The sequence below is a fragment of the Rahnella sp. PAMC25617 genome, assembly GCF_050606005.1.
In the GTDB taxonomy this organism is placed as follows: Bacteria; Pseudomonadota; Gammaproteobacteria; order Enterobacterales; family Enterobacteriaceae; genus Rahnella; species Rahnella variigena.
In genome coordinates, this window is record NZ_JBOCUM010000327.1 from 1 (window position 1) to 251 (window position 251).

The 251-nt window shown below is 43.4% G+C and carries 1 protein-coding gene; it reads right to left on the minus strand.

All coding sequences use genetic code 11. The annotated features are described in order from the left end of the window. Nucleotides 1-251: SusD/RagB family nutrient-binding outer membrane lipoprotein (locus ACM615_RS24470; RefSeq protein WP_431012721.1), on the minus strand; the 251-nt coding region annotated here is incomplete at both ends.

Genomic DNA, 251 nt, shown 5'->3' on the forward strand with positions numbered 1-251 from the left:
TCCAAACCTGCAGCATAATAAGCTGAAGCAGAACTTGGCACAGAATAACCTCTAGCGGCAGCATCAGCTAGCAATAACTGAATCTCTGCATAAGTAAGGATAAACACAGGAGCATTCCTATCTCTGTAAACAGCTGTTGGTCTAGAATATGCTCCGATCGGAGCAACATCTACACCTGCGCCAGTTGGACCTGGATAATTAGGCTCTTTAGTTACATCAGTAGTTCCGCCTTTTAAATCATAACCATTTGG